Consider the following 21,237-nt stretch of genomic DNA (forward strand, 5'->3'; position numbering starts at 1 on the left):
TAGAGCGACGAATGAACAATCAACACAATCAGCTGGTGCAAAGGATGTATCGGCTTTTTAGTCTCTGGAGAGTATAAAAATGAAAAAAGAAATTTATGTAGAAGCAGCCATCGTAGAGAAGCGAAGAGGACGACTCTCTGCTGGGGTAGGGCAGGTTGTATTCGATGACTATGAAAGAATAGCGGGTGAAGACTGGTTGTTCCTTGATAGCATCGTAGACCGTAATTACGCAGAGTTATCAGCACTTGCTTTTGGGCTAGAGCGTGCTTGTGATGGCGATGTTATTTATTCAAGCAGTGACTATTGCGTTGATGGCTTTAATGAGTGGCTTGATGGTTGGAAACGTCGAAATTGGCGTAAAGCAAATAAAAAGCCGATAGCTCATCAAGACCTTTGGGAGCTAGTGGATAAACGAAGGGCAGACAAGCAAGTTGAGGTGAGGAAAGTCGCTGCTTGCTCCGCAGGAAAAGATGCTGCTTATAGATACGCTCTTGCAGCGGCGAATCGTCAATTGTAATAAGAATGAATCACTTGCTGGTACTGCCAGCAAGTGATTCTGTTTAGTGCGCCGAGCATGGCGTTGATCTAGGAGGTGAAAGTCCTCTACGGGCTCAGTCGAGCGGGAACCGTTAGCCTATGCAAGGGTGTTCATCGTGAGGTGAAATCTGAAGGAAGCAAATGGCAAAACGTGGTGATGACGAACAGAAACCTGATAGTAGGCTATGTCGACTTGGGTAACCTAGCTATAGATAGAATAGCCCAACGACTCGACGGGAAGTGCGACGTAGTAAATCAGGCATGACCACGGGAAAGAGCAACGTCTTACCTCGGGAGATCTTACCGCTTGTCTTCGAAAGACTCAGATCCCAGTGATGAGATCCTAAGAGCAGTAAGAAGTCAGCAGAAGGCATAGTACCTTGAGGAAGTACAACTTAAGGGAAGGCCTGAACTGAATATATCAAGAAGCAGTCACTAGACACTCAATCATGTGGAGTCACAGCAAGATGAAATTTATCTCTCCGTTCCAACAGGCGATACCGCAAGTAAAGCGTGAGGACACGAAGAGTGACAAGCATGGTCGGCGTAGACAGGAGGACGAGTCTTGGTGAATCCAACTCAGTTGATGGAGCAAATCTGCTCACCAACGAACTTGAATCAAGCCCTTAGGCGAGTGAAGAAGAATAAAGGTTGTGCGGGAGTCGACCGGCTCGATATCACCGCGACAATCGAAAAGCTTCGCCACTCCTCGAATGGGTTAGGGCTTCGCCAGAGTCTTCTGGATGAAAGCTATCAACCCCAACCCGTTCTTGGTGTAGAAATCCCGAAAGCGAGTGGAGGAACGAGGCAATTGGGCATCCCAACGGTTCTGGACAGGATAGTGCAACAAGCTATCACTTCAGTACTAACGGAAATCTATGAGCCGAAGTTCTCTGACAGCAGTTACGGGTTTAGGCCGAACCGTAGTGCTCATCATGCCTTATCGGCGGCGAGCCGCTACATAAGAGAAGGACGAGGTTATGTGGTGGATATAGACCTAGCCAAGTACTTCGATACCGTTAATCACGACAGACTGATGTACAGGTTGTCTCAGGATATAGCGGATAAACGAGTGTTGAGGTTAATCAGGTCATATCTCCAGGCAGGACTAATGCGAAACGGTTTAGTGGAGCGCAGACAAAAAGGCACCCCACAGGGGGGGCCTCTGTCTCCTCTGCTATCCAATATCGTGTTAGATGAGCTTGATAAAGAGTTAGATCGTAGAGGGCACAAGTTCTGCCGATATGCAGATGACTGTCAAATCTACGTGAGTAGCGAGGAGGCAGCGGCACGAGTCAAAGACTCGATAACGGAGTTCTTAGAGCAAAAGCTAAAGCTGACGGTAAACCGTGAGAAAAGCGCCGCGACAAGAGTGAAGGAACGCAGCTACCTGAGCCACCGCTTTGAGACAGACGGAAGAATCCGTTTATCAAAGGCAGCACAAACTCAGATGAAGAAGCGCGTGCGCCAGATAACAAAGCGAAACCGAGGAGTAGAGTTAGATATCGTAATACGAGAATTAACGCAATACTTACGAGGTTGGCAACACTACTTCAAACTGGCTCTGCGGAAAGGGATGATGTCGGACTTAGACAGCTGGATAAGGCGGCGTCTGAGAAGCTATCGTCTGAAGCAACGCAAACGGAAATACAGCATAGCGATGTGGCTACGCCAACGAGGTGTGTCAGAGAGTAATGCTTGGAAGTTGGCGATGTCAGATAAAGGTTGGTGGCATCTGGCCCGAACCCCGCAATCAAATCATGCCATGCCGAACGAATGGTTCAAAGAGTTGGGTCTGTACTCGCTATTAGAGGGGTACGAGTCACTAAAAGTATATTCGGAACCGCCGTATGCGACCCACGCTTGTACGGTGGTGTGAGAGGACGGAGGCCGTGAGGCCTCCTCCTACTCGATTGTGCTGTTCTAAATATGTGTTGTTAGTCGTCCCTTCGGAGTAGGCGATCAGGGGAAAGTAAAAAATAACGCAGCGGCCTTTGTTATGAGTTGAACTACATAACAAGGTTTCAAAATGAAATTTCTTAAACTACAACAAGTCATGGACAAAACAACACTTTGCCGTAGCAGCATTTACAACCTAATCAAAGCGGGTGATTTCCCTAAGAACGTGACAGTAATGGGTAAGCGTAAAGCTTGGCTGGAAAGTGAGGTAGAAGATTGGATGGTGAGTAAAATCGAGATCTCAGAACTTTAAATTTACTATAAAGCCAACGCTAAAGATGGATTGACCATCAGTTCGTCATACACAAAGAGTTGTGCCACAAGTCTACAACCCTCCATTATTATTTTCAGAGTGAAGACTTACCTGAGAGCTACCTTCTTGATGCTCATCTTTATTCTCTTTAAGGTTGGTCCGGCTCTCGTTATTTTGTTTTGTTCTAATACCATTCAATTCAAGGGCCGCTGCAAAAGCATGCTTATCAGGCATACTAATATGGTTTTCATTTTCTAATGGCCTATCTCTTTCAGATAAATGAGCAACTGATAACAGTTGATCGTTTTTTTGCTGGTCTTTAGTATTGAAAGTATCTACTAGGGCGTGTCTTCAATTGGATAAGCCCTAAATAATAGTTACAATACCGCATCACAGGGGCGCCTTGGTGTGACATACCTGAAGAATTATGTTCGTGGAAAACAGCCTATAGTCGTTTCAACCGCTGGTCGAAAACTGGCTTATGGGCGGATTTTTTTTTGGCTTACGAAAAGAAGTTGATACGGAATGGGTATTCACAGACGGAAGCTATGTTCGCTGTCATCAGCATGCAAGTGGAGCTCGGCGTGGTGAAGAGCGAGCAATTGGACAAAGCCGTGGCGGAGCAACTACAAAGATACACCTATCCTGTGATGCCGATGGATATCCGCTCCATTTTAAAATCACTGGGGGTGACGTCCACGACAGTCAAATTGCAGGTGAATTGATTGAGATGATTGGACAGGCAGATTACTTTATCGCTGATAAAGGCTATGACTCAGAGTGTATCAGAGACAAAGCTCGCAGCCATAATATGATACCTGTCGTTCCTAAAAGGAAGAATGCCAAACAGCCTAATCCAGAGTTTGATAGCTATTTGTACAAGCTGCGTCATCTTGTTGAAAATATGTTTGCAAGGCTTAAACACTTTCGTAGTATCGCCACTCGCTATGAGAAGTTAGCGCGTAATTTTAAGTCAATGCTTTATCTGGCGTGTACTATCGTTCATTGTAAGATGAATTGAAGACACGCCCTAGAGATTTATTTAACAAAAAACACCCAACCAAGTTGAGTGTTTTTTTATTCATCTCTTTCAGTTACATCAAAGCTTAAAGCGTACTGATAATCTCATTCAGCTTGTGATTAAACGTCTCGTCCGTGACGACACCAGCTTCTTGATACCCAGCAACTTTTTTAATCTAATGATGACTTTCAAAAAAATTTGAGAAAAACAATCATTACATAGTTTGGGGATTGGGAATTAATCCATCTTTTACCATGTTGTCTAAATGCTCAATGATTTCATTATCTGTACGCAAACTCATTTCATTGAATCCAGCCTGACGAGCTTTCGTCACATCAAATATCCCATCGGTTTCGACATGAAAAAGGAAGTCACCAAAACTGCCTTGAGCAATACGATTAATATCAGGCTCTCGCAAGTCATATCGAGTTGCAATATTCTTCCATTCGGAATCTGATGCCTGATTCAAACGTTGCTGAAGATTAATTGGCTGTGGCTCGCCGACATCCAGTCCGAACCATTCCGCCACTTTTGGCCAGAGATACTTCCAGCGACATACATCACCGTTGGTAACGTTATAAGCACCATCCTTTTCGTTGTCGGCCGCCCACACGACCGCCTCACCCAATAAACTCGCAGTCGTAAAGTTGATCAATACACTATAAGCCGCTGCAGAACCCGGAAATTGCATAGCAACGCCAAAGTGTTTACACAACGTACCATAGAGACCAATCAAGTTCCCCATATTCATAGCAGAACCAAGCGAATGACCAATCATGATATCCGGTCGCAAAGCGGTCCACCTGATACCTTTACTCTCTAACGTGCGAGCATAGTCTTCGTGTTCAAAATATAGGTTTGGTGGATAATGACGGCTATCATCCTCTCGAGCTGGCGTTTTATACACACCAAGATGAGCACCATAAACCTTGCCCCCTTGCAGAAATATCACCCGCTTCAAATCCGCCCCAGCGGCTATCACACTTTCGATGATATTCTTAAACATCAAGCTATTTTCTTCCGCTTCTGTCTTTGCATCATCGGAGGGTTTGATTGCTGCATAAAAAATATGAGTCACATGGGCCAGACTGTCTGAATGCTTCTGTAGTGAAGCTCTATCAAGTAAATCAGCAGATAAATGTGCTGTCTCATGGGGAGGCTCAATCGCTCTTGAAAGAGTTGTTACCTTCCACTCAGCATCTTGTAATGCGACAATAGCCCCGTTTCCGGTCACACCTGAACCACCTACGACAAGCATATGAGGTTGCATTATATCTCCTTAGGTAACGTCAACTTTTTTGATAGAAACCAGCCACTAGCAGTGGCTGGTATCAAAAATTAATTGTCTTACAGGTTAGGCGATACGACCACCGCCGTCAACATTGACCACGGTGCCATTAATAAAGCCATTTTCAAGAATAGCCAATGCTGCGTGAGAGAGGTCTTTCGTTTGACCAACTCGTCCAACAGGAAGCGATTGAGCGACATCATTAAAGAGAGCAGCTTTATCTTCATCATTGAGCATATCCCAAGTTGCGCTATCGACGACTCCGGGAGAAATAACATTAAAACGTTTTGGTTTCATTTCAATGGCTAAATTAGCCACAAGGCTTTCTAATGCGATGTTTACAACACCAACAATAGACGAGCCTACTCCTTGTCGATAAGCGGCAAGGCCTGAATAAAATAACACAGATCCTGAATTTGTCAGGTGCTTATCAGCGCTACGCGCTAAGTTGATCGGACCGTAAAGCTTGCTGGCAACCATACTTTGAATCTCCATATCCGACAACTCTAAAAATGGCTTAAACACCAGATCAGCAGCGGTCGATACAATATGATCGTATGGCGCCTGCTCTGCAAGTGCTACATCAACTTGCTTCGCATCACTAATATCTAGCGCATAAGTACCTAATACACTGTCACCCAGTTCTGCTGCAACCTTATCCAACTTATCTTGCTTTCGCCCAGCTAAGGCCACTTTGGCGCCACGAGCGACCGCCATCGTTGCAAGCGACGCCCCCATTCCTGAGCCTGCACCAACAATAAAAATTTTTCTGCCTTTCAGTGAGCCTTGACCATCATTGCTCTGTATCAGTGGTGTTGTCATTTTATTCTGCCTAAATTGTTAATTGGTCTTTATGATACAATATTTAAATCAACTAATAATTAACTATATAAAGAATAGTTTATTCAGGAATATTGAATAATGGACAGACTTGACTTAATGCAGATATATGTGGATATTCACGATATCGGCTCCATGGCTGGAGTAGCCAGACAAAGGAACATCGCTCCCTCAGCAGTCACGCAAGCATTACAAAAATTAGAGCAGTACGTAGGCGTAACACTGATTATGCGTACTACTCGGCGCATGTACTTTACACCGGAGGGAGAGCAGTTTCTGCATCACTGCCGCTCCATACTCGGAAAAATAAAAGAAGCGCTTGATCATGTTAATCAAAATGGACCACTACAAGGAACCATTCGTTTTACAGCAACCAATGATTTTGGTCGTACTCGATTACCATTGATCATTGATGAATTTCTAGAGTTACACCCACAAATAAAAGTGGATCTTCATCTATCGGATGGTGTCGTGGATCTGATCGGTGAACGCTTTGATTTCGCCATTCGAACCGGACCTCTGGTCGATTCAGAGTTCAAAGCACGCCGATTAATGAGTCAAAAGCGCTACGTATGTGCAGCCCCGATTTATTGGGCAAACAACGGGAAGCCCACGCATCCTAGAGAGCTCTTACAGCATAACTGTCTGGTTTTAGCTCGTCCCAACGCTTCGCAATCGGAATGGCACTTTATCGAACAAGGAAAATCATTTGCAGTTAAAATATCCGGCAACAGATTGGCCAATGATGGAGGTGTACTACGCCAATGGGCTATTAATGGTGCAGGTGTGGTTGTAAAAGGTGAATTCGACATTGAGGAAGACCTTAAAGCAGGACGTTTAGAGTGTGTGCTTACTTCTTTTACACATCAGCTGATCAATCTCTATGCGGTCTACCCCGGACATCGCCCATCGCCAAACCGAGTACTGGCGATGATAGATTTTATCGTTGACAGGCTAAAAGTGTAGTGGTCAACTAATTTAGGACAGCTGATAAGTGAGCTATGCTGAAAGAAGGGTATGGTCAACTTCAGGCAGTAGGATAATGATAAATACAAATTTGCAAAAGGCTATTGAATGCCTACGCATATCAGATCTGTATGTTAGAAACTTAGAATCAAAATGTAATGAAGGTTTTGATCCTAAACATTCTGATATGGAAGATTTAATTATTCAAACAAAGCATATGGTAACAAAATCTGAAATTCTTCAGAGTGATGAGGAAGAAAAACTATTCAGGGTTTGTGTTGAAGTAGGAGTTAGGTGGGCTAGAGAAGCTAAAGATACTAGTAATCCACTACTATTCATTGAAGCAGAGTTTGTAGCTGAATATAGTGTTACGGATGATTTACCTGAAGAATGCTTTAACGAATTCGCGTTAAAGAATGTTAGTTATCATGTATGGCCGTATTGGAGAGAACTATTAACGTCTCAATGCGATAGAATGAGGATGCCTCGCCTCCTTCTTCCTATGACACAAGTAGCGCATAATTCCGGTCATGGTGAAAAGATAAATAATTAATTGTTTATCGTTACAATTGAATTAATGTTATTCGCTAGTTCTATTAATGCTTCTCTCCGCTCTTCCAAATAATCATACTGATCATAGATACCTTCAACACCCTTTAACTTGTGATTTAAGCACCTCTCGGCCACATGGCCGGGGGTGCCTTGTTTTGCCAGTAGCGTACGGCAAGTGCGGCGCAGGTCATGTACCGTAAAGTGCGGCATGTCGCCCATCAAGTTAGGCGGTTGTTTCTTCTTACCGGCTTCATGACCAAATAGCTTAGTAATCGCTCTGTTAAGCGTGTCGGGGCCCATATGAGGGCTCTTGCTGGCTCGTCGGCTAGGTAACACGTACTCAGAACCAAAACCTCTTACCTTTAATTCCTCAAGCCACTCCAACACTTCTGGTGCTAATGAAATAGTAAAACCCACATTGGTTTTACTACGCTCCTTTGGTAAGTGCCATAAGCCATTCTCTAGCTCAAATTCTTCCCATTTAGCTTCACACAATTCAGATTTACGCACACCTAAACAAACCAATAATGCACAAGCTAGGTAGTTATCGCGGCTAAAGTTAGTGCTGTTCTCTCTAGCGATACTAAAGAACTGTTTCAATTCATCTTCAGTCAAGAAACGATCTTTACTTTGTTCTATGCCGCCAGCATCCCTCACAGTAAATGCAGAGGCCGGATTACCTTGAAGAAGATCTAGCTTCATCCCGTGATTAAATAACTGTTTACAGTGACCTAGAGCATCATTGGCTATAGTCGGACGACCAGAGTCATTAATCGCAGTGATTGTTGTGCGAATATCACGTGCGGTAATCTTATCGAGATGAATGTCTCCTATGTGTGGTGCTATATCTTTAGTGTAAACACGTTTGGGGATATTAGGGTGTTTAAGGCGCTTAACTAAGGTGGGGTACCAATCTTCGAATAAGTCATTAACGGTTTTAATGCTTTCCTGCTCGGCACGTTTGCGTTGTATGAGGGGATCAAAGCCTTCTCTCACTTGTTTCATTTTAGTGGCGGCTTCGAGGCGAGCGTTAGATAAGGAAAGGTCATTGACCTTACCAAGCGTCATTTCACGGCGCTTTTTATTAGAGGTAAAGCGTAGCATCCAGCTTGCAGTACCTGACGCTGGAACCACTAGGTATAAGCCTTCACCATCAGCATGGCGTTGTGTTCTCTCGCCACCAGCCTTAATGAGCGCTTCTACTTTCTTTACGGACAACTTAGCCATAACTCACCTCTAATCGTACCTGATCTTGGTGAATACTTTCTTACCCACCACCTATCTTGATGGTAAGTCTATCATACCCACCACATTAACCACCAGTTAGTGGTGGTTAATAGTGTATTAAAGAATACAGTGGTAGAAAGTGTTTTTATCTAAGTTGTTGTATTTTAATGATATAAATACAGTTAAATACAAGTGTAACTATTATTCAATATTCTGTACCTGCTCGCGCATTTGTTCAATCAAAACTTTACATTCAACCGCTGCTGCAGTGATGTCTGTGTTGATTGCTTTTGAACCTAGCGTATTGGCTTCACGGTTAAACTCTTGCATCATGAAGTCTAAACGACGGCCTACTGCACCGCCCTTCTTGAGAACATTACGCGCTTCTGATATGTGAGAATCTAAACGGTCTAGTTCTTCTGCTACGTCTGATTTTTGTGCTAATAATACGAGCTCTTGTTCAACACGAGTGCTGTCCAAATCGACTTTAGCATCTTCGAATTTTTTCAGAATACGCGCTTTTTGCCATGCATGTACTGCTGGCATAAATTCACGTACTTTAGCGGCTTGTTCGCTAATACCCACTAAGCGTTGGTCAATAAACACGGCTAAGTTAGCGCCCTCTGCAGCACGAGACTCAACAAATTCATTTAAAGTCGTTTGGAAACCAGCCATTAATTCAGCACTTACTGCATCAACATCTTGCTCTGGTGCTTGCATAACACCAGGCCATTTTAGAATATCAACAGGGTTAACTTGTCCTGAACCCATTTGATCAACAACCCATTGTGCATTTTGCATCAATTGCATTGCTAACTCTTGGTTCATACTTAATGAAGTACTACTCGTTGAATTTGCTTCAAAACGTAAGCTACATTCAATTTTCCCACGCTCTAGACGTTGTCGAAATGTTTCTTTTAATTTTGTTTCTAAACCACGAAATTGTTCAGGTAAACGAAAATATGTTTCAAGATAACGCTGGTTCACTGAGCGAATTTCCCAAACTGCAGTACCCCAATCACCTTTTAATTGTTTGCGTGCAAACGCCGTCATGCTGTAAATCATATTTTCCCCTTTAAATTTGAATCGAGAGTATAACTGACTACGCACTAAACATGCTACGATGTGAGTCAATTTGGAGTCTTTTTTAATGCAACAAAAAATAATTTGTCACTTGATCGCAGGTTTTTTAGGATCTGGAAAAACACATTTAATTCAACAGTTAGTTAGTTACAAGCCGGTTAATGAGCGCTGGGTTATTTTAGTTAATGAGGTAGGGCAACAAGATTATCCAATGGAGCAGCTAAAGGCACACCATGTTGCGGTGAAAACCGTGCTCGGTGGTTGTTTATGCTGTACTGCAGGTATGCCTTTTCGGGTCGCTTTAAACGACATGATTAAACAACATAGACCTGATCGTATTTTTATCGAGCCCGCTGGAGCAGGTCATTTAGATAATATTAAAACATTATTACAAGGGCAGTTTTACCAACCTATTATTCGTATTGCTGCTACGCAATGCTTATTAAATAACAAGCATTTAAACGACCCAAGTTTTGCTGAGCATGAAAATTACTTGCAACTTATCGAGCAGGCTGATGCTTTGTTAGTTTACGCAGGGGAGGCCGTTATTAAGGCGAAAGAGGTGTCTAAACGCTATACCAAGCCATTAACTGTTTTACAGGGTAATAGGCAAGATGCTCATCTGTTAATAGACTCTTATTAGTACTTGGATGATAGCCTCATACTAACAGGCCCTTTTAAATTAAGGGCCCTGTGTAGATGTTGAAGTCGATTAATTAGCGATCAAACGACCTAATTCTTGACCATCTTCAATCATGCCTTGAAACTCTTCAACTAAACCATCTTTATTCAGTTGTATTGCCGCGACTAAAGGTTCAGGAAAGCGACCAACGATCATTTCTGGCGATAAGTTTGCACCCCATGCAAAACCCGCAAATACCGATAAGCGGATTAGAATAGCACCTTCTGACGGGTGTTCGAAAGATAATGGATCTAATTGCTGTTCAATGGCATCACAAAACACTGTTGAGAAGTCCCAATGTTTTGCTAACTCAGCACCCACTTGGGTGTAATCAAAACCAAATATTTCACGCTGTACAGCCAAACGAGGGTCACCAGACTCAACAGCTAGTGCCACCAAGGCACATTCATCAGGTTTTAAAATTTGCAATAATAGTTCACCGATATTATGCATCATTGCGCATGTAAAGGCGGTTTCACTATTTACTTTAGTATGTTTAGCCAACGCTTTTGCAATACTGGCAGTAGTGAAGGTATCAGTCCAAAATTTGTTTTTATCAAACCCTGGAATATCAGGAAAAGTATTAGATAAAGTCGCAGCGACAACAATACTTCTAACTTGATTAAGTCCTAAACGAATAACCGCTTGCTCAATTGATTCTACCTCTTTACCACGACGATAAGCTACAGAGTTAGCCATTCGAATGACTTTTGCACTGATTGATTGATCCATTGCTACTTTTTTAGCAATGTCTTCTACTCTTGCTTCTTGATCAGAAAAACTTTCCATTAACTCAAGTAATAAAACGGGTAAAACAGGTAATTTTTTTGCTTCATTAAAAAGTTGTTTAATTTCGAGCATAAACCACCCTTATATATTGATTGTTAGACTACCAAACATAGTTTGGATTGTTATAAAATCAAATCCTAACAGCTTGTTTCTTAAATTACTTCAAAAGTAATAGTTTTTGAATATTTAGTTTCACATGCTGAGCATCAACAATAGCGACTGCGCACAACTCAAATACCGAGCTCATAATATGAATGATTTTTATTTAATAACAAAAGTTACAAAAAAGTTACTTATTAACCAGTCTATTATAATCAAAAAGACCATATTCAATAGGATCTTGCTGTAAATATAATTGGTGTAATCGGTCACTCACAGACCAGAATGCAGGATTACTTCTACGCACGCCATAACGGGTCATTAACGCTTGAAATTTTTGAATAGTATTAGCTTGAATGAATGCGCTAACAAAATGGCTTTTATCACGTGCTGATACTTTAAAAATTAAACCAGGATAAGTGCCAAGAAAGCCTTTTATTAACTCAGCCGTATCCTGCAAAGGTAATCGATTTGCTCTTTCATTCAATAAGCTAGAAACATTTTTATGTTCATTGTGACGTAATAATGTATACACCCTATCTCCCTGCTCTTGATCCTCGATAAGCACAAAGGAAACTTGAGGCAGTGCTAATACCACTTCATTATCCAATATGCTCAATCGTTTTAATTCAATATCGTCTTCTGAGATCCTATATTGTTGATTTTTTTTCTGTAGCATCGGAGCTTCATACACATATTGCTTAAGACGAGTTAATAACTCTTCTTTTGGAAATTGTGTTTCAAAATCGATACCTGAAGGGCGATTGTAAAATAAGTTTTTATCTTCTAAATAATCACTCAACTCCTTAGTCGAACCTAAATACCAGCTTGCTAAGGTCGACTTTCTAAATTCAGTAGGAATAAAAGAGATAAAGTTTGTTTCGGATTCAATGCGTAAAAAGTCCATGTACAATCGAGTGGTCAATTGATGGCCAACATTGCCATAAACGTCAAAACCAGCCACTAATAAATAGTGAATACGCTCTAAAATAGGGTAATCAATTATCCAAGCTGTTTTAGGCTGTTTGCCAACCGCGCCTTTTAACACCGTTGCACTGTCGATATGCCTAAAAATAGTCAATGCTGCGTTCTCATCACCTGACCAAATATCATCTAATGTCAGGCCTTTTTCGTGGTCCATATTTTGGTGAATATAGTTACTCTTGGCTTTAAAATACGCAGTATTCCCTTCTGCATAAGATAACCATTCTGTTAGTGACAAATTGGTACTACTTGATTCAGCAGGTAACCTTAAATTCTTAGCTTGTTCGTATACAAAGTCATCTATTCGTGGGTTTTCATTTATGTTTGGGTTAACAAAGAACACCCAGAATTTATCATTAATCACATTTACCGCAACTTGACCACGACAAACAGGACCTTTTATAAACCCGCTAATCGTGAAATGAGCCTCTTTAAGCATAAACTCATAACGCGCGCTAACAGGGATATCTTTAAATACTAAAAATGGATTAAAGTTTTGATAGTCAGGTAAAGTTTTCACTGTAAATTTCGCGCTATAGAATAATTTATCCCATTTTTTTTCTAGTTTTTGATTAAAAACATAGGGTAAATTAGTTTTAGCTAATGTGGTTGCTCTATCCAGTACCAAGCGATAATAAACACGTTCAACTTTTGGGTCGTCATAGGGGCGTCGTGTGGGAATGATTTTTACCGGTTCACCAGAAGGCGTATATGAACGGATCAATTTAAAGAAACGTGGCGGGCTTTGTGCACTGATCGGTTGTGCATCAAAATAAACATGCGCTAAAAAGAGATGTTCATAAATATAACGCGCGACTAACTGTTCTTTCAACGAGTTACCATTTAACTTTCTCTCCCAATGCTCAACTAACGCAAGATGCTGTGCTGACAGCGGTAATGGGGCTGACATTGGAGCACCTCGCCCAATCCACTGTTCCAGTGTTTTAAATTCATCATTACTTAGATTAGGTAAGCCATAGGGCATGCCTGCTAATGGAAAGTCTTCTTTATAGTCCTCTACTTGATTAATATCAGGACACTGGTCTTGACGATTTAATCCGTAATTAAATTCTGCGGGTAAAATACCTTGAGGCTGTGGATGTTGCTCTTTTTGTAATAGCAATTTGTACATAACACTACCTTGCAAGTTGGCAAGTAGTGTTTGATCTCGTTCATTTAATACGGAACTAAAGCCTTGTTTTCTCCATTCATCTGTCTCATGGGCGTCTACAAATAAACGCGAAGGTTGGGCGCCCAATAGGCGCTCGCCATTGTACACCTTATGCTTACTGGCTCCGCGATCAATACCTTCGGGCGATGACAACTTTAATTGGCAAGGTGCATCATAACAACCATGACAAACAACACATCGACTTTCAAGAATAGGCATTACCTGTTCACGATATTGCTGGGCTAAAGCATCCTCAACGGGTAACTGTCTTGGTCTTGTTTTATCGCTACCGTAATCTTTTTCGAGTTGATCCGACGCATCGGAACAAGCACTCACAAGAACGCTAGTTAGTAGGATAATTAATACTTTAAAAGTCATGAATACGTTCTCTAAAATTGTTAGTATGTGTCATTAATTGATCAAAACTGATGTTAGCAATTATCCGATCGACTAGACAGATCGGTAGATTATCAATGCTAAATAACCTCAGTTTCGGATAAGCAGAGTAGTATAACACAGCGATTTCCGCGAATATCTAGGTTAAACCATCTACCAATAGCTAGAGACAGGATACAAAGAATGAAATTTAGCCCATGCACCAGCGACTGCACTACTGACGAAGACAAATGCTACGGATGTGGCAGAAGCCGCGATGAAATAAGTGAAACACAAGCGATCACAAAATTATTAGTCGAGCATTTAGTCAAATACGACTATGACGATCCTGAAAATTTTTTAGAGAATATTAAAAATAAAGTAATCAAACGCTCTACAAAAATCAAAGAAGAAAATAATGGTTAAAAAGCATAAACATCAGGTCTCACCAGAAACCCAAGATGAAGCGCTTGCGATGGCAAAGAAAGTACAGAAGCCAGGACAAACTAAAGAGCAAACTAAATTAATTGCTTTAGGGATCCAAAAAGGCATCGCTGAATATAAAAAGCTTGCCAAAAGTAAGCAACGTGAAGCAGATAAAGCTAAAAAGAAAAAAGCCTCCAACAATGAGACAGAGTCTGATCTCGATAGCAATGATGATAGGCCTGCGACCTACTGGTTGTCTTGGGGTTTATTAGCACTAAGTTGGGTTGGGTTTATTGGTTATCATTTTTTAACACTATAAATGTAGTAAAGGAAGAATCATGGTTAAAGTAATTGTAAACGGCGCAAAAGGTCGTATGGGTGGTGAAGCAGTTAAAGCCGTTAATAATGACAGCGAATTAGAATTAGTTGCAGCGTGTGACTTTGGTGATGACTTAGCTGCATTGATTAAACAAACAGGCGCGCAGGTTGTTGTTGATTTAACAGCTGCTTCTGCAGGATTTAATAATACCCAAACGATTCTTAATGCGGGTGCTTGTCCGGTTATTGGTACCAGTGGTTTCCTTGAGCATCAAGTAGAAGAGTTGCAAGCACTTGCAAAAGAAAAGCAATTGGGTGGATTGATTGCACCTAATTTTTCACTAGGTGCGGTCTTAATGATGAAGTTTGCCGTACAAGCTGCTAAATACTTACCTGATGTAGAAGTCATTGAAGCACATAGTCCACAAAAAGAAGAAAGCCCATCTGGCACAGGTATTCGTACTGCAGAATTAATTGCAGCTGCGCGCACCAAAGCAGCTACACCTTGCAGCGATAAAGAATTACTTGAAGGCGCACGTGGCGCTGAATTAAATGGTGTTAAATTACATTCAATTCGGTTACCGGGTGTGGTTGCACAACAAACTGTCTTTTTTGGCGGATTAAGCGAAACATTAAAAATTGAACATAATTCTCAGCATCGTGAATCTTTTATGCCAGGTATTTGTTTAGCCTGTAAAGAAGTCGTTAAACGTTCTGAGTTGGTTTATGGCTTAGAATATTTAATGGACTAAAGACACTAGATGATACCGTCTGACTTAGGCTACTCGAATGTGGCTTAGCTGAAGTAAGTGAGATAAGCCATATAAATAATAACAAAATGCCCTTTAAACTACTTGTTTAAAGGGCATTTTTTATTGCTAGATCCACTTTAAGTCAACATAACGTTTCTAATGTTGAAATACCGATAACGTTTGATCAACGCGTTTTGCGGTTGCTAATAACTCATCACTCTTGCTCATTAGACGATCACTCGCAAGTTCGTTCTGACGAGCAATATTCATTATCTCAGTCGCATTGTTAGCAACTAAGTCACTTTCCTGTGACTGATGGATAGTTAGGTCAGCTAATGAACGCAAGCTTTGCTTAGACTGTTCAGCTTCTTGCTGCATGTTTTCTAAAGGTACGATAATACTTTCAATTAATAACACACCTTTTTCAATCCGCGATTCACTCTCAGTAATTTCAGTTTCTACTTGATTCGTTTGTTTCTTCATGGTGCTGATCACTTCATCAATATTCATCGTCACTTCAGCAGTTCGGCTAGCGAGTACGCGCACTTCGTCAGCCACAACCGAGAAACCTCGACCAAATTCTCCTGCACGTGCAGCTTCAATAGAAGCATTTAACGCCAGCAAGTTAGTTTGGTCGGCAATTTCTCGAATATGATTAATCGCATTAGAAACTTGAAGTGAACTCTCACTAAGTCTGGCGACTGAAGCGGTAGATTGCGAAATAGAAACGGCAATATCTTTAATAGAGTGGCTAGCCTCAGTGACCGATTTCACTCCTTGCTCAGAAAGTTGCTGCGTTTTCTCAGCTTGTGATTCGATGTGTTTCACATCTTCTGAGGTTTGTTTAATACCTACGGATAAAGAAACAATACTGTCATTGATGTGACCTGAACGCTGACATTGCTCAGTCAGTGCACTTTTCATATCGGCAGCTTGTAATAAAATATCGTTAGCATTGTCATGCACCAATTTTGCATCACTATCAACATCAGAGATCATCGATTTGAGCTGATTTTGCATATGCGACATACTTGATAATAAATGACCAAATTCATTGTTATCTCCCTGCGGGATCGACTTTGAAAGGTCTCCGGCAGCAATACTGGCAATAGCGGTTACCGATTGATTTAAAGGTAAGGTAACGCTACTGATAATTTTGTAAGTCATCAACACTCCAACCAATAATGCTGCACCACCTAATAGCAACATAATAAATAGCGCATTCTCAGTCATTGTTAAGATGCTCTCTTGGCGGTCATTCATCGATTTTTGTTGTTTTTGTTTAAACGATGACATTGCTGATAATAAGGCATTAAGCGCATCACGTGTTGAGCCCGCCATCATCGAACGAGCTTGCTCTGGGTCGCCAAACTCAATTTCATCTACCGTGGCAAAAAACTGATGGTGGTACTCTTTTCTCAGATCCATAATGGTACTGAGCGAGGTTTTATCCGTTTCTGAAATTAATAATGCTTCAATTTTTTGTATTACTTCATCTATCTGCTTATTTTTTCTATCGATATCTTTGTATACTTTGGTTCGCAGAGACTGTTCTTCTAATATAAACAGCAGTAATAAGCTCCCTGCAACACTTTCAGCCTGAATATTAACTTCTCCTGCTAACTCGGCACGCAACACATCACCTTCAACAATGTTGCGAACTTGAGAAGCTGTATGATCAAAACGAACACCAGAAAAGACTAGCATGCCCAGCATAAAAATAAGAATCATTGAGTGGCTTAATATCAGTCGATATTTAATAGGCATGTTCATTCCTTAAAAAGATAAAAATTATTTCCAACTATCAGGATAGTCTATTTAAATCAAAATGCTGAAAATTAATCATTAGCTGATCAATATCTACTCAGGTTTTATATTAATGAATATTCAGGCTTGATATGGCTTTATGGCGGCCATATAGAAAATAGATAAATACGAGAGGAATGGACAAGTAATACAGCGTTTGCAATTGATTTACAGCGTTATCCTCAAGAGGAACAAATAATGCAATTAAGCTGAAAAACAAGATCAACATAAATTGCGAGTAATAACTTTTACAAATGATGTAATAAGTGGGTTGATGTTGACGAGCAATATCATAAAAGCGCTTATTAAACGCAAGTCGGAAAAAGTTACTCAAAAAGGCCACTAATAATAAGCCTATATACAACATTACATTATTTATATCTTGGCTTAGCTCCGCTCTAATAAACCAAGAACAGGCATATCCAATAACGGCAAAGCTATAGATTAGCTGAGTATTTACACGATCAATCTGTTTTTTTATAAAGAAAAAAATCAGTGCTAATAACAAACTCAGTGCCACAATAATTAAACCTAACCGCATTACATTAGCTTGCGTCAGCAAATAAATCGTTAACACCCAAAAATAACTTTCTAAAAATAGAAATAAACCATCAACGACAAAAATAAGTGCCGATTTATTCGTGTCTTTGAATTGAATTATTTGTTTTAACGTAAATGCGGGGACTTGCTTTAAGGAATATAACTGACGGTTACTTTGTAGACTTTTATTAACCCAATAAAAACCTATTAATGATAAGACAAAAGATAGGGTTAGCAAACCAGCAAAATATGCCATGCCAAGCAAATAACTGCCCACTAACACGCCAATTTTTAATGCAAAAACGACAAGTATTTGAAAGTTACCAAACGTATTGCCTGTATTTTTATCTTCCGTAATAGCTTGAAATAAAAGACGCTGAGTGGACCAATAAAAGCAGCCCGCCATGCCATTAATGAATGCACCCAACGTCACCAGTAAGTTTTGTTGATCCCACACTAGTAGCGCAACAAAGCACCCCTGAAAAATAAACGAGCAGCTTATTAGCTTACGCCACTGGTGCTTTGCACGTAATCTATCCCAGTAATATAATGCGCATAAAAACCCCACCGAGGTCAGCGCCACAAAATACGCAATATCACTAATGGTTAAGCCTTTATCCCATAAAATAACAGGAATGAATAAAGGCAATAACCCTAATAAAAAGGAATGAAAACCAGTAAATAGATAAAATGTTCGTGCTAAAGACGACATTTAAAAGGTATCAGACTGTTTAATCTCTAGCGCATCTAATTGAGAGAATTGTTCACTTAAGTCTTCGGCCTTACCATACCGAGGATAAGCATGCATTTTTAAATAAGGGCGCGAATTGACTTCAAGGAAAATACACTTCTGTTGGCGGTAATCGTATTCAATTCCCTTTTCTAAAATCACATCAATACCTAAAATATTGGCATCAAATAAAGTCAGAACTTGTTTAAATAATTGATTATTAGCTTCAGGTAGTAACTGTTTATTAATCACTTCCACCACACCGCCCGGTGCTAATGAGATGCGATAAAATAAAGTAACACGTTGCTCTGCAGCAGGCACAGACTCAAAGTTTAAACCTTGTTTCGCTAAAAAACCTTTAGTTTGCACACTTTCTTTTAGCGGGTAAATAACCGGGTATAGCTGCATTTGTTCACGAATTGCATTTTCTTTTTGCATTAATTCACGAATAGTCGACGTACCGTCGCCTTTGACTGCAGGAGCGTAGCGTTGTAATACAGAGACTATTTCGCCGTTAGCGACAACAACACGATAGTTACTGCCTTCAAGGTATTGCTCAACAACCGTAAATGGCCACCAAAGTTTAGCTAAAAAAATAGCTTTCCATAATTCTTTGTAATCGCGAATGGGAAAATGACTACCTCGAGAAAAGCCACTCACATTAGGTTTAATCACAAGCGGAAAGCCATATTGCTTAGCGAAACGTATTGCCGCAAAAGGGTTTAAAAAGATCAAACCTTGCGCATGAGGGATGTTACCTTGCTTAAATTTATCACGCGCTTGCTCTTTACTACGGCAGCCTCTTCGTACTTCTAAGCTATTATAATTACTGCAACCACCCATGAATTTTTTGCTGATCCATGCATATATTATTTTTTTAAGGTTCATTAAGAAAGCTCTTTTTTTGTACTTGATTTCAATAATCGAGCACATTGTAATTTTTGAAAGAAAACCGATTTTATAGCTTGAGAAGCTGGAATGTCTTTAGTCACTAAAGCCAATTGCTTCATGCTTGAAAATACAAATTTTAACTGCGCCTTAAAACTCAGCTCATCCGTTAATAAGATGAGCGGCATAGGCACATAAACATTAATTTCAACAATAGAAAATTGCCCATCAAGTAATGCTTCTATCGAGTCAGCTCTAGCGCAATAACGTGCAATTCTAAAAGGCCCTATTGCAGCAAACATCGATTCTATTTTTTGTACTTGATGTGTATTTAATAACGGCATACAAGATTTATAAAAAGTATCCTTATTATAAATACCATTAACAGGCATCTCATCACCACTGTTATTGCAGGTTTCAGTGACCGAAATAATAGCAGCTGAATGATTGGTTTTAGCGCCAGGGATATAAAATATCTCAAACTCGCGCTTACCTTTTGCCGCTGCTTGTATTAAGTAACGAGGACCATTTTCTGTACGCTGCTCACGGTGTTCTTTCAAGGCTTGCTGATTATCAACACGACAAACGCCCTGTGAGTTCTGCCCCCATTCCGGTTTAAGGAATACGGGGTATTGCTCTGGTTGTTTATTGCCTTGTTCCGCACCTTGATCAACAAACTGTGTGAGTCGCCATTTTTCAGGTATCAACAGGTCCATATCTAATTTAGAAAAGAGATGGCGATGCTCATTAAAATAATTAGCATTGAGTTGAAAGTACTTCCACGGCGCGATCAAAAATCGACAGCACCATAAAATATAAGAAAGTACCAGCAGTATACGTATTAACAATGTGGTCCCTTATTGAGTTATTTTACTTTTATAATCACGGTAATTAGCCACAAAAAGAACAAAACCTAATATTAAAATAGAAACAGCAGCATAAAATAAACTACCACCATCACTCTGTCCTTCATGAATAACTTCAATACCTAATGGGGTAAATAAGTGGAAGAAAGCAGCGCCCCCCATGACACCCGAGGCCATCAATCCGCCAAGCGCATGTAATAAACTTCTGCTAGGTGCACATTGTAATAGTTTAACTTTTTTCAGTAACCAAAAAACAACCGGTAATAATAAAATAACTGAAGTAACCAGCTCAACAAAACCAACTGCATATGAGCCATAGTTTGCAAACCATGTGCCTATCGAGTCCCCTAGAATACCTTGCATCCAAGCACCAATCATTCCGAAAATATGTTGTGTATCAGGATGTAATGTAAACTTGTAGGGTAGCGATAATAAAAAAACTTTTGCAATCCACAGCACCACTATCCAGCTAAAAACAGGTAAAATTCTCATTATTATTCCTTGTCCAATTTAGCCCAGTTAAGATCGGCTTGTTTAATAAAATTGTCTTTATCAGCAGCCCATGAATCTTGCACAGACTGATCATAATTTAAATACAGTTTATCATTATAAACGGTCCAAAATGGTGGGTTGCCCGGTGCAGTTTCATTACCTGCTATCGCCCATGCACAATAACCACCATATTGTGGTGCATACTTTTCTGGATCACCTTTAAACAAAGCTAAATTTTCTTGGCTTGAAAAGTACCAATCCGCGCCTTTATATTCAAGCTGGTACTTACTGCTACCTTCTACCGGTTTTTGCTCAGTAAAATAAGCAACAACATCATATCCCGAGACCGCTTTATTACTAAAGAATCCAGTATGTATTGCATCAGCAGCATTCGCACTTTGAAAAAGAGCAAAGCTCATTAATGTGATAACTTGTAAGATTGAGAGTATTTTTTTCATATTCAGTTCCACCCTTTTAAAAATAATATAATCTACAAGACCTGAAAGACCCTAATTTTATTGCTTCTTTTATTAAAAAAATACAAATTATATGAATGGCATGCATAAAAAGGTAAACATTTATGGCTTTTACGA

General features: G+C 40.3%; 22 protein-coding genes and 1 pseudogene. 10 read left to right on the forward strand and 13 right to left on the reverse strand.

Annotated features, from left to right (window positions below):
* The first annotated feature begins 79 nt into the window (after positions 1-79).
* The 3 genes from H592_RS0106985 (at position 80) to H592_RS0107005 (ending at position 2,749) form a co-directional block, all read left to right on the forward strand.
* Positions 80-517, forward strand: coding sequence for an RNase H family protein (locus H592_RS0106985; protein ID WP_028868139.1), 438 nt, complete (start codon positions 80-82; stop codon positions 515-517).
* A gap of 588 nt (positions 518-1,105) precedes the next feature.
* Positions 1,106-2,416 carry a group II intron reverse transcriptase/maturase gene (gene ltrA / locus H592_RS0107000; RefSeq protein WP_037071218.1) on the forward strand — a complete coding sequence of 437 codons (1,311 nt, stop codon included), beginning with the start codon at positions 1,106-1,108 and terminating at the stop codon, positions 2,414-2,416.
* A 150-nt stretch (positions 2,417-2,566) separates the two neighbouring features.
* Positions 2,567-2,749, forward strand: coding sequence for an AlpA family phage regulatory protein (locus H592_RS0107005; protein WP_028868142.1), 183 nt, complete (start codon positions 2,567-2,569; stop codon positions 2,747-2,749).
* 72 nt (positions 2,750-2,821) lie between these two features.
* On the opposite strand, the gene H592_RS23880 is transcribed toward H592_RS0107005, so the two are convergent.
* Positions 2,822-2,983, reverse strand: coding sequence for a hypothetical protein (locus H592_RS23880; protein WP_156916082.1), 162 nt, complete (start codon positions 2,981-2,983; stop codon positions 2,822-2,824).
* A gap of 158 nt (positions 2,984-3,141) precedes the next feature.
* Here H592_RS23880 and H592_RS23550 point away from each other — a divergent pair.
* Positions 3,142-3,770 (forward strand): annotated as a pseudogene (locus H592_RS23550) (IS5 family transposase); the annotation flags it as partial.
* Between the two features lie 214 nt (positions 3,771-3,984).
* Here the strand turns inward: H592_RS23550 and H592_RS0107020 are convergent.
* Together H592_RS0107020 and H592_RS0107025 are read right to left on the reverse strand one after the other, a co-directional pair.
* Positions 3,985-5,040, reverse strand: a complete 1,056-nt coding sequence (locus H592_RS0107020; protein ID WP_211235636.1) for an SDR family oxidoreductase — start codon at positions 5,038-5,040, stop codon at positions 3,985-3,987.
* Between the two features lie 84 nt (positions 5,041-5,124).
* Positions 5,125-5,880, reverse strand: coding sequence for an SDR family oxidoreductase (locus H592_RS0107025; protein ID WP_025651574.1), 756 nt, complete (start codon positions 5,878-5,880; stop codon positions 5,125-5,127).
* 99 nt (positions 5,881-5,979) lie between these two features.
* On the opposite strand from H592_RS0107025, the gene H592_RS0107030 reads away from it, so the two are divergent.
* Positions 5,980-6,864, forward strand: a complete 885-nt coding sequence (locus tag H592_RS0107030) for a LysR family transcriptional regulator (protein WP_037071204.1) — start codon at positions 5,980-5,982, stop codon at positions 6,862-6,864.
* Between the two features lie 76 nt (positions 6,865-6,940).
* Entirely contained in the window at positions 6,941-7,417 is a 477-nt protein-coding gene (locus H592_RS0107035; protein ID WP_028868147.1) for a hypothetical protein, read from the forward strand.
* On the opposite strand, the gene H592_RS0107040 is transcribed toward H592_RS0107035, so the two are convergent.
* Both H592_RS0107040 and H592_RS0107045 read right to left on the reverse strand, forming a co-directional pair.
* On the reverse strand, positions 7,414-8,643 hold the full coding sequence (locus H592_RS0107040) for a tyrosine-type recombinase/integrase (protein ID WP_028868148.1): 1,230 nt from the start codon (positions 8,641-8,643) through the stop codon (positions 7,414-7,416). The genes H592_RS0107035 and H592_RS0107040 overlap by 4 nt on opposite strands.
* Before the next feature lie 201 nt (positions 8,644-8,844).
* On the reverse strand, positions 8,845-9,708 hold the full coding sequence (locus H592_RS0107045) for a YicC/YloC family endoribonuclease (RefSeq protein WP_028868149.1): 864 nt from the start codon (positions 9,706-9,708) through the stop codon (positions 8,845-8,847).
* Between the two features lie 85 nt (positions 9,709-9,793).
* Between H592_RS0107045 and H592_RS21690 the strand changes: the two genes are divergently transcribed.
* Positions 9,794-10,369: a GTP-binding protein gene (locus tag H592_RS21690; RefSeq protein ID WP_037071205.1), complete on the forward strand. Its 576-nt coding sequence runs from the start codon at positions 9,794-9,796 to the stop codon at positions 10,367-10,369.
* 69 nt (positions 10,370-10,438) lie between these two features.
* On the opposite strand, the gene H592_RS0107055 is transcribed toward H592_RS21690, so the two are convergent.
* Together H592_RS0107055 and H592_RS0107060 are read right to left on the reverse strand one after the other, a co-directional pair.
* On the reverse strand, positions 10,439-11,269 hold the full coding sequence (locus H592_RS0107055) for an HDOD domain-containing protein (RefSeq protein WP_028868150.1): 831 nt from the start codon (positions 11,267-11,269) through the stop codon (positions 10,439-10,441).
* A gap of 217 nt (positions 11,270-11,486) precedes the next feature.
* Positions 11,487-13,829 (reverse strand): fatty acid cis/trans isomerase, encoded by a 2,343-nt coding sequence (locus H592_RS0107060; RefSeq protein WP_028868151.1) that lies wholly within the window; start codon positions 13,827-13,829, stop codon positions 11,487-11,489.
* 201 nt (positions 13,830-14,030) lie between these two features.
* On the opposite strand from H592_RS0107060, the gene H592_RS0107065 reads away from it, so the two are divergent.
* From H592_RS0107065 to dapB, 3 genes are read left to right on the forward strand one after another with little or no spacing between them, the layout of a single operon-like run.
* Entirely contained in the window at positions 14,031-14,252 is a 222-nt protein-coding gene (locus H592_RS0107065; protein ID WP_028868152.1) for a DUF1289 domain-containing protein, read from the forward strand.
* On the forward strand, positions 14,245-14,571 hold the full coding sequence (locus H592_RS0107070) for a DUF2956 domain-containing protein (RefSeq protein WP_028868153.1): 327 nt from the start codon (positions 14,245-14,247) through the stop codon (positions 14,569-14,571). Before H592_RS0107065 ends, H592_RS0107070 begins: the two co-directional genes overlap by 8 nt.
* Positions 14,572-14,590: 19 nt before the next feature.
* Entirely contained in the window at positions 14,591-15,322 is a 732-nt protein-coding gene (dapB, locus tag H592_RS0107075; protein ID WP_028868154.1) for a 4-hydroxy-tetrahydrodipicolinate reductase, read from the forward strand.
* A gap of 156 nt (positions 15,323-15,478) precedes the next feature.
* On the opposite strand, the gene H592_RS0107080 is transcribed toward dapB, so the two are convergent.
* The 6 genes from H592_RS0107080 to H592_RS0107105 form a co-directional block, all read right to left on the reverse strand.
* A complete protein-coding gene (locus H592_RS0107080) occupies positions 15,479-17,089 on the reverse strand; it encodes a methyl-accepting chemotaxis protein (RefSeq protein WP_028868155.1) in 1,611 nt (536 codons plus the stop codon).
* Between the two features lie 109 nt (positions 17,090-17,198).
* A complete protein-coding gene (locus H592_RS21695; RefSeq protein ID WP_051369059.1) occupies positions 17,199-18,380 on the reverse strand; it encodes an MFS transporter in 1,182 nt (393 codons plus the stop codon).
* On the reverse strand, positions 18,381-19,286 hold the full coding sequence (locus H592_RS0107090; protein ID WP_037071207.1) for a cyanophycin synthetase: 906 nt from the start codon (positions 19,284-19,286) through the stop codon (positions 18,381-18,383).
* A complete protein-coding gene (locus tag H592_RS0107095; protein WP_028868157.1) occupies positions 19,286-20,134 on the reverse strand; it encodes a hypothetical protein in 849 nt (282 codons plus the stop codon). The genes H592_RS0107090 and H592_RS0107095 overlap by 1 nt, the downstream gene beginning before the upstream one ends.
* A 9-nt stretch (positions 20,135-20,143) precedes the next feature.
* Positions 20,144-20,644: a hypothetical protein gene (locus H592_RS0107100; protein WP_037071208.1), complete on the reverse strand. Its 501-nt coding sequence runs from the start codon at positions 20,642-20,644 to the stop codon at positions 20,144-20,146.
* A gap of 2 nt (positions 20,645-20,646) precedes the next feature.
* Entirely contained in the window at positions 20,647-21,102 is a 456-nt protein-coding gene (locus H592_RS0107105) for a YHS domain-containing (seleno)protein (RefSeq protein WP_028868159.1), read from the reverse strand.
* Positions 21,103-21,237: the final 135 nt, after the last annotated feature.

Origin of the sequence: Psychromonas arctica DSM 14288, assembly GCF_000482725.1 — a bacterium.
Lineage (GTDB): Bacteria > Pseudomonadota > Gammaproteobacteria > Enterobacterales > Psychromonadaceae > Psychromonas > Psychromonas arctica.